The 7,193-nt window shown below is 75.5% G+C and carries 8 protein-coding genes and 1 pseudogene; 6 read left to right on the plus strand and 3 right to left on the minus strand.

The features are described from left to right. Positions 1–28 precede the first annotated feature (28 nt). Complete coding sequence (locus ABEA81_RS29445; RefSeq protein WP_345609375.1) at positions 29–418, plus strand: DUF2267 domain-containing protein; 390 nt, start codon at positions 29–31, stop codon at positions 416–418. Positions 419–443: 25 nt separating this feature from the next. Continuing rightward, positions 444–695, plus strand: coding sequence for a hypothetical protein (locus tag ABEA81_RS29450; RefSeq protein WP_345609377.1), 252 nt, complete (start codon positions 444–446; stop codon positions 693–695). A 5-nt stretch (positions 696–700) separates the two neighbouring features. Here ABEA81_RS29450 and ABEA81_RS29455 read toward each other — a convergent pair whose 3' ends face one another. From ABEA81_RS29455 to ABEA81_RS29465, 3 genes are all read right to left on the minus strand, one after another. Further along, positions 701–1,324 carry a protein-L-isoaspartate(D-aspartate) O-methyltransferase gene (locus ABEA81_RS29455; protein ID WP_345609379.1) on the minus strand — a complete coding sequence of 208 codons (624 nt, stop codon included), beginning with the start codon at positions 1,322–1,324 and terminating at the stop codon, positions 701–703. 28 nt (positions 1,325–1,352) lie between these two features. After that, positions 1,353–1,925 carry a DUF1360 domain-containing protein gene (locus tag ABEA81_RS29460; protein WP_345609381.1) on the minus strand — a complete coding sequence of 191 codons (573 nt, stop codon included), beginning with the start codon at positions 1,923–1,925 and terminating at the stop codon, positions 1,353–1,355. A gap of 96 nt (positions 1,926–2,021) precedes the next feature. Next, the gene (locus ABEA81_RS29465) at positions 2,022–2,204 is read right to left on the minus strand and encodes a hypothetical protein (RefSeq protein WP_345609382.1); all 183 of its coding nucleotides are present in this window, start codon (positions 2,202–2,204) and stop codon (positions 2,022–2,024) included. Between the two features lie 93 nt (positions 2,205–2,297). Here ABEA81_RS29465 and ABEA81_RS29470 point away from each other — a divergent pair, with 93 nt between their 5' ends. The 4 genes and pseudogenes from ABEA81_RS29470 to ABEA81_RS29485 form a co-directional block, all read left to right on the plus strand. Next, the gene (locus ABEA81_RS29470; protein WP_345609383.1) at positions 2,298–3,197 is read left to right on the plus strand and encodes a hemerythrin domain-containing protein; all 900 of its coding nucleotides are present in this window, start codon (positions 2,298–2,300) and stop codon (positions 3,195–3,197) included. A gap of 49 nt (positions 3,198–3,246) precedes the next feature. Further along, a complete protein-coding gene (locus ABEA81_RS29475) occupies positions 3,247–4,698 on the plus strand; it encodes a hypothetical protein (protein WP_345609393.1) in 1,452 nt (483 codons plus the stop codon). An 89-nt stretch (positions 4,699–4,787) separates the two neighbouring features. Then, positions 4,788–5,522 (plus strand): hypothetical protein, encoded by a 735-nt coding sequence (locus ABEA81_RS29480; protein WP_345609395.1) that lies wholly within the window; start codon positions 4,788–4,790, stop codon positions 5,520–5,522. Further along, positions 5,515–7,193: pseudogene (locus tag ABEA81_RS29485) on the plus strand (hypothetical protein); the annotation flags it as partial. The gene ABEA81_RS29480 and the pseudogene ABEA81_RS29485, both read left to right, overlap by 8 nt.

Below are 7,193 nucleotides of genomic sequence, written 5' to 3' on the forward strand. Positions count from 1 at the left end.
CACCGGGCGGCCCGGGTACCCGGACGGCATGCAACAACACGAACTCGTCGCGGCCGTGGCCGGCAGCGCCGGCATCGGCGATCACGAGGACGCCGAACGTGCCGTCCGCTCCACCGTCCGGGTGTTCGGCAGGAGGCTGGCCGGAGGCCAGACCCGCAAACTCGCCGCACAACTGCCTCCCGATCTCGCCTCCACGCTCCCGGCCGAGGGAACGGGTGAGCGTTTCGACGCGCAGGAGTTCTGCCGGCGCGTCGCGGAGGCCGAGGGGTGCTCGCCGCAGCAGGCGCGCCGGCACGCCCGCGCCACGTTCGCGGCCCTCGAGGCGGGCCTGACGGGCCACGAGTACGACCACATCGCGGCCCAGCTGCCGCCGGACTACGCCGACCTGCTGGGCACCGAACCGGTCCAGCACCACTGAGCGAGATCTGCGAGGGAGATCTGCGATGGCCACCTGCGAGGTCTGCGGGAACGACTACGACATGGCGTTCGAGGTGCGGGCACAGGGCGCCGTCCACGTGTTCGACAGCTTCGAGTGCGCGATCCACGCGATGGCGCCGGTCTGCGAGCACTGCGGGTGCAAGATCGTCGGGCACGGTGTGCAGGCCGGTGGCCGGTTCTTCTGCTGCGCCCACTGCGCGAACTCCGAGCTCGCGGGCACGGGCCTGCGGGACCGCGTCGACGCGTCCACGGGCTGAACCGGTCAGCTCCCCGTCACGAGCGGCACGAACGCGACGCCGCCGAGGTCCTCCGTCCGGCCTCCCCGGTACCGCAGGAGCGTCCCCTGCCCGCGGCGGCCGACCGGGCAGACGAGGGCCGCGTCCGGGGCCAGCTGCTCCAGCAGCGCGGGCGGTGGCTCGTCCTCCGCCATGGCCGTGACGACGATCCCGTCGAACGGCGCGCGGTCCGGCGCCCCGAGCGCCCCGTCGCCCGTCCGGACCACCACGTTGGCGCAACCGGTCGCCGCGAGGGCCGCCCGGGCGCGGTCGGCGAGGGTGGGGTGGCGTTCGATCGTCACCACGGAGCGGTGGCACCGCGCGAGCACCGCCGCCCCGTACCCGGACCCGGTGCCGATCTCGAGGACGTGCGCACCGGGTCCGGCCTGCAGGGCCGCTGCGCTGAACGCGACGATCAGCGGTGCCGAGATGGTCTGGTCGAGCCCGATGGGCAGCGGGGCGTCCTCGTAGGCGTCGCGGGCCATCGCCCGGGGCACGAACCGCTCCCGCGGCACCTGCCGCATCGCGTCCAGCACGCGCTCGTCGGTGATCCCCCGGGCACGCAGGCGTTCGACCATCGCGGCCCGTTCCCGATCAGGGTGCCTGGCCATGTCCCGCGGGTTCCCGCCCCGGTGGACGTCATGCGCCGGCGGCCTGCTGCCCCCGCGCGTACAGGAGCTGGAGGAAGTCGGCCCCGGCGAGCGCGGTGAACGTCGCGGCGACGAGGCGGGTCACCCGCGGCGCGAACACGTGTCCGAAGGCGAAGCCCGTCGCGATCCACATGTCGAGGCAGAACGGGCAGGTGACGAGCTCACCGATCGCGTGCCGCACCCCGCTCGCGGTGCGGGCGTCCTCCATGACCTCGGCCGGTCCGCCGGTGCCCGAGTACCGCGTGAAGGGGACGCGGATCGGGCTCGTGACCGCGTCCTTGCTGAGGGTCCGCGCCAGCTTGTGCGTGCCCGCCGTGATCAGCAGGAGGTCCCACGGCCCGATGCCGTGCGGGAGCCGGCGTCCCGACGCCGCGACGAGGCCCGCCGCGCCGGCCACGAGCGCGGCGAAGACCGCCATGACGAGCACGTAGCCCCGCAGGGGGCGGTCCTCACCGTGGCGGTAGGTCCGCGCCTCGTCCCGCGCGGCCTCGGCCACGCCGTCCCCGGACGGCGCGGTCCTGGGCTGGGCGGTCCTGTGCCGGGCGGTCCTGCGCTCGCTCATGTCGGTCCTTCCGTCGGGTTCCCGACCGGGGCTACCCCGGTCGCCACGTTCGACGCACCCGGTCCCGACTCCGGCGCCGTCACGACTCCGGCGCCGTCACGACACCGGCGCCGTCACGACACCGGCTCGGACCGCTCGCCAGTCGGGACGCAGGGCGCAGACCCTCCCGGCGCGGATCGTGACGGTGTCGAACGCCATCCAGCGGCGGCGGCACCAGCACGTGTAGACGGCCCCGCGCAGCGCCCGCCGTGGCGGGTGACACCGGTGTGCGCTGGTCATTCGTGGACCTCCCCCGTCGTTTCGCCGCGGTTGCGGCCGTGCGCCAGGGGTACCCGGCGGTCGGTGGATCGAGAGCCGGCGCGGTGTGACCTGATGCGCATCTGGCTGCCCACCGCGTTCGGGGCGTCGGTCCTGGTCGCCGAGATTCCGCTCGTGTACGCGGCCGCGGCCCGGTCGGCGGACGGCGACCGCGCCCTCGCCGCCCTCGGCATCCGCGTCGCCGTGCTCGTCGTCGTCAACACCCCGGCCCTCGCGCCGGCGCCCCTGGTCGCCGTGGAGGCCGGGATCGCCGCTTCCGGGCATCGCCGCGGGCTGTGCCGCCGTCGTCGCGGCGCTCCTCGCCGATGTCGGCGTCATCGCGCGGCGGGCCCGGTTGGCCACGGGCGGGCGGGGTATCACCCAGGCTCCCGAACCGGCAGGAAGGAGCCCGTCGTGGCCCAGCAGACCACCACCGACGTCGTCGACGAGCTGACCACCGACCACCGCGAGGCACTCGGCCTCCTCGACCGGATCGCCGCGAGCACCGGCGCCGTCGAGAGGCGCGACCTCGCCGACACCGTGATCGCCGAGGTCGTGCGGCACGCGGTCGCCGAGGAGATGTACGTCTACCCGGCCGTGCGCGAGCACGTCCCGGACGGGGAGAAGGAGGTCGAGCACGACATCGAGGAGCACAAGGAGCTCGAGGAGACGATGAAGCGGCTGGAGTCCGTCGACGCGACGGATCCCCGGTTCGACGAGCTCGTGCGCACCATGACCGAGCAGCTGCGCCACCACGCCCACGACGAGGAGGCGAACCAGTTCCCGCAGCTGCGTGAGCACATTCCGCACGACGACCTGGTGAAGCTGCGGGAGAAGGTGGAGACCGCGAAGAAGGTGGCGCCCACCCGGCCGCACCCGAACGCGCCGAACGCGGAGCTGTTCCACAAGCTCGTCGGCCCCGGCGTGGGGCTGGTCGACCGGCTGCGCGACCGGCTCACCCACCGCAGCAGCTGAGGTCGCGCCGCCCGTAGAGTGCCCCTCCGTGATTGCGGACGGGGGCGCTCTGCGGGCGGTGGACGAAGGCGTCACCCGCCGGCTCAAGGCGCTCGCCTGCACCGCCCCGCTGCACGACCTGGACGCCCGCAAGACCCGGCTCGATTGGGTGGACGCCTCGCGCTACCAGATGGCCGAGATCGCCCTGCAGGCGATCGACCAGGTCACCCTCGCCATGGACTTCGACCACGGGGCCGACCAGGCGCAGGTCGTGAAGCGGCTGCGGCCGTTCGTCGCGGCGCAGGTGCCGGACGCCCCGGCGGGCGAGCACGAGCGCGTCGCGCAGTGGGTGATCGAGAACCTGATCAACGTCGGCAACCTGGACCGCGGTTTCCAGGTCGACTACGGCACGTTCACCGAGGACGGGCGATACGTCCGGCGCCGCTTCGACTTCAAGCTGCTCGTCGAGGTGGCCGCCCCGGACGGTGAGGTGTACCTGCGCGCGTCCGACGAGGCGATCAACGTGCTCGTCGGCGCCCTGGACACCGACGTGGAGTCGGCCCAGGTGGCGGCCGAGGTGAAGCTGGAGAACCTGATCAACCGGGGCCGCCTGGGTGATGCGCGCCTCGCGGCCGAGCAGGCGCGCTACCGCACCGTGCAGTACGCGGAGGCGTTGCGCCAGAAGCTCGACGCCACCCGCCGCGACGTCCGGTCCGTCGACTGGCTCTCCGCGGTGCCCGAGCTGCTGGACGAGGCGCTCACCCACATCGAGTCGCGCTACCGCGCCGAGACCGCGATCCTCGCGAACATCGCCGACGCCCGCGACGAGGCCACCGAGCCCGGGCGCCGCCGGCAGGCCGCCGAACTGGTCGACGTCGTCGGCGACTGCATCCAGCGGCACACCCAGCTGCAGGCGCGGCTGCAGGAGGCCGGGGCGACGTTCCGCGCGGAGCAGGACCGCCAGCAGTTCAGCGGGCGGCCGAAGCGGGCGGCGATCGACGTGTTCGGCCAGCTCCTGCGCCCGTGCCTCGCCCTGGACACCACCACGGCCACCGGGCCGGCCGCCGCGTTCTTCGGCGCGGGGGCGGGCGTGCGGGTGCCCAGCGTGCCGAGCCTCACCGGGCTGGTGGAGACGCTGCTGACGCCGCCCGTCGAGCGCGACCCGCTGGGGGAGCCGCTCGTGGAGCCGGACCTCGCCCCCGCCACCGCCGAACGGTTCGGCGAGGACCTCTGGCGCCACGCGGCCGGGCTGCTCGCCCCGGACCGGGGCGCGCGGCGGCTGTCCGACCTGCTCGCCGAGGCCCGGGAGATCGACCCCGAGCTGCCCACCCTGGTCGCGCTGCGTGCCGTGCACGCGGTCGGCTCGAGCGTCGGCACCGCCCGCAACCAGGGCGACCCGGGTGTCCTGCTCGCGATCGACGACGGCACGGTGCTGCGGGACCCGGAGTTCGGGGGGTCCGACCTGCTCGTCACGACGGCCGCGGTGCTCGTGGACGAGCCGGACGTCGAGGAGGTCGCGTGACCGAGCCTGCGAGGTCACCATCGGGCGCAGCACGCAGGGAGATCCAGCCGCAGGACGTCGAGTCCGCGGCGCGGCTCGTCGCGCACGGGATGCGCCCCAAGGCGCTGCCGTCCCGGGACGCCGGCTACGCGGAGCTGGTGCGCCGCTACCGCGACGACGACGGGTTCGCCGACACGGTGCAGCGCGTCGCGGCCGGGCTCGGCCTCGTGGTGCTCGCGGTCGGCCCGCAGCCGGGGATCGTGCTGGCCGCGGTCGAGGAGTCGGTGTTCGAGATCCGCATGGACGAGTACGCGCGGCGCACCGTGCTGCAGAACCGCCAGACCGACAAGATGCTGCACGGCCTCGCCCACCTCGCCGCGGCCGCGCTGGCCTTCCCGCGCCCGGACGACCTCGGCGACGACAGCTACGTGGGCCGGGTGTCGGTCGACCAGGTCGACGGGGCCGTCCGCGAGGCGTGCCGCGTGCTCGAGGAGCGCACGACGGGCGCCGCCGCCGACCCGCTGTCGGACGCCCCGCAGCTGGAGGCGGCGTGGCGGGCGTGGCTGCGCCGGCCGGAGGCCACGGCCACGAAGGACGGGCGCGCGGGTGAGGCGACCACCCGCGGGATCGTCGGCAAGGCGCTGCGCTTCCTCGCCGACCAGGGCTTCCTCGTCGCCGTGGGCACCGAGGGCGCCTACCGCACCACCCCGCGCTACCAGGTGCAGGTGCGCGAGCTCGCCGCGCAGCGTGCGTTCGACGAGCTGCTGCAGCTCGGCGTGCTGCCGGTGGCCACGGCGGGCGGTGCCCTGCGCGCCCCGACCGGTCTCGAGGCCCCCGATGTATGAGCTCTCCCGGGTCCGGCTGTTCTCCGTCGGCCCGCCCGGGGCCCGCTACCAGGACGTCACGCTCGACCTGCGCGGCGTCGGCCCCGCCGTGCAGGCGGCGCAGCAGGTCGACCTGTTCGCGCCCGACGACCTGGAGCGCGTGCCACGCAGGCCCTCGCCCGCGTCGGTGCTGTTCCTGGAGAACGGCGGCGGCAAGTCCGTGCTGCTGAAGCTGGTGTTCTCGGTGCTCCTGCCCGGGCGGCGGCAGGTCGTGGGCACGACGAGCACCACGGTGCTGGAGAAGTTCGTCCTCGGCGAGGACGTCGCGCACGTGGTGCTGGAGTGGATGCACACCCGCACCGGGCAGCTGCTCGTCACGGGCAAGGTGTCGGAGTGGCGCGGGCACGTCACGTCGCTGGACCCGGAGAAGCTCGGCAACGCCTGGTACTCCTTCCGGCCCGGCCCCCGCTTCGGGCTCGACGACCTGCCGTTCACCGCCGCGGGCCGCCGCGTCACGACCAGCGGGTACAAGGACCGGCTGACCGCGCAGCACCGGGAGCTGCCCGCGCTGGAGCTGGTCTGGGAGACCGGCCCGCGGGACTGGACGCGCCACCTCGCCGACACCGGCCTCGACCCCGAGCTCTTCCGCTACCAGCGCGCCATGAACGCCGGGGAGGGTGAGGCGGCCGAGGCGTTCGCGTTCCCCACCGACGAGGCGTTCGTCGACTTCCTGCTGCGCGCCGTGCTCGACACCGAGGAGCCGCAGAACCTGGCCGACCTCGTCTCCGGCTACGCGACGCGCCTCGCGCAGCGGGCCGACCTGGAACAGGAGCGCGAGTTCGTCGACGGCACGCTGGCGCGCCTCACCCCGTTGACCGAGGCCGAACGCGCCGCCACGGCCGCCCGGCACGCCGAGGCGGCGGCGCAGGACGGCGCCCGCGCGCTCGCCGCCGCGATCGTGGCCCGCCGGGGTCTGGAGGACGAGCGCCTGGCCGTCGCGGTGCAGGCGCACGACGCGGCGAAGGAGCGGGTGCGGGCCGCCGAGGTGCGGGAGCGCAGGCTGCAGGAGACCACGACCGAGCTGCGTCGCCGCGTCGCCGCGCTGGAGCTGGCCGCGGCACAGGGGGCCGAGGCGACCGCGCGGGGTGCCCACGCCGAGGCCGAGCGGCACGTCGCCGCGTGGCAGGCCGTCGAGCCGGTGCTGCGCCACCGCGTCGCCGAGGCCGAGGCGCGCCGGCTGCGCCGCGTGGTGGACGCCGAGCAGGAGCGGGCGCGGCCTGCGCTGCGGGCGCGCCGGGAGGCGGCGACCGCGCTCGCCGCGGGACTGCGCGCGATGGCCCGCGCGGCCGACGCTGCGGCAGAGGCGGCGGACGAGGTCGCCACGGCCGCCGACGAGCTGGCCGAGGCGGCGCGGGCCGCCGAGCTGGCCGAGGTCAGCGCCGCCGCCACCCACCGGGCGGTCGCCGAGCAGGCCCGCGCCGAGGTGGCGCGGATCGAGCACCGGACCGCCGTCGCCGTGACCGCGGGCCATCTCGCCGACGGCGCCGTCGTGGCCGCCGCGCACGCCGCCGCCGAGCAGGAGGCGGAAGCGGCCCAGGCCGAGGTGGCGGCCCTGCACGCCGAGCTGGCCGACCTGCGGCACGCCCGCCGCGCCGCCGACGAGCGCCGCGGCGGCGCCCGCCGCGTCGGGGT

The sequence above is a fragment of the Pseudonocardia adelaidensis genome, assembly GCF_039543345.1.
Classification (GTDB): domain Bacteria; phylum Actinomycetota; class Actinomycetes; order Mycobacteriales; family Pseudonocardiaceae; genus Pseudonocardia; species Pseudonocardia adelaidensis.

Excerpts from the sequence above, each read along its gene's own strand:
- ABEA81_RS29445 (WP_345609375.1), top strand. The coding sequence starts at position 29 with ATGCAACAACACGAACTCGTCGCGGCCGTGGCCGGCAGCGCCGGCATC.
- ABEA81_RS29450 (WP_345609377.1), top strand. The coding sequence starts at position 444 with ATGGCCACCTGCGAGGTCTGCGGGAACGACTACGACATGGCGTTCGAG.
- ABEA81_RS29455 (WP_345609379.1), bottom strand. The coding sequence starts at position 1,324 with ATGGCCAGGCACCCTGATCGGGAACGGGCCGCGATGGTCGAACGCCTG.
- ABEA81_RS29460 (WP_345609381.1), bottom strand. The coding sequence starts at position 1,925 with ATGAGCGAGCGCAGGACCGCCCGGCACAGGACCGCCCAGCCCAGGACC.
- ABEA81_RS29465 (WP_345609382.1), bottom strand. The coding sequence starts at position 2,204 with ATGACCAGCGCACACCGGTGTCACCCGCCACGGCGGGCGCTGCGCGGG.
- ABEA81_RS29470 (WP_345609383.1), top strand. The coding sequence starts at position 2,298 with ATGCGCATCTGGCTGCCCACCGCGTTCGGGGCGTCGGTCCTGGTCGCC.
- ABEA81_RS29480 (WP_345609395.1), top strand. The coding sequence starts at position 4,788 with ATGCGCCCCAAGGCGCTGCCGTCCCGGGACGCCGGCTACGCGGAGCTG.